The sequence below is a fragment of the Paenibacillus sp. 203 genome, assembly GCF_037027525.1.
Taxonomy (GTDB): Bacteria; Bacillota; Bacilli; order Paenibacillales; family Paenibacillaceae; genus Paenibacillus; species Paenibacillus polymyxa_B.
The window spans coordinates 1-257 of record NZ_JAXCHD010000083.1 but is presented as its reverse complement, the minus strand read 5'-3'; the positions used below and the strand labels follow the sequence as shown (position 1 = coordinate 257).

General features: G+C 52.1%; 1 rRNA gene. It reads left to right on the top strand.

Features of this window, described 5'->3' with window-relative positions:
- Positions 1-257, top strand: a 23S ribosomal RNA gene (locus WA407_RS26500); the annotation flags it as partial.

Sequence of the window (257 nt, the reverse complement as noted above, 5' to 3'; positions counted from 1 at the left end):
GCCAAGGCTAAATACTCCCTGGCGACCGATAGTGAAGCAGTACCGTGAGGGAAAGGTGAAAAGCACCCCGGAAGGGGAGTGAAATAGATCCTGAAACCGTGTGCTTACAAGAAGTCAGAGCCCTATTTAGGGGTGATGGCGTGCCTTTTGTAGAATGAACCGGCGAGTTACGTTCCCGTGCAAGGTTAAGGTGAAGAGCTGAAGCCGCAGCGAAAGCGAGTCTGAATAGGGCGATCTTTAGTACGTGGACGTAGACC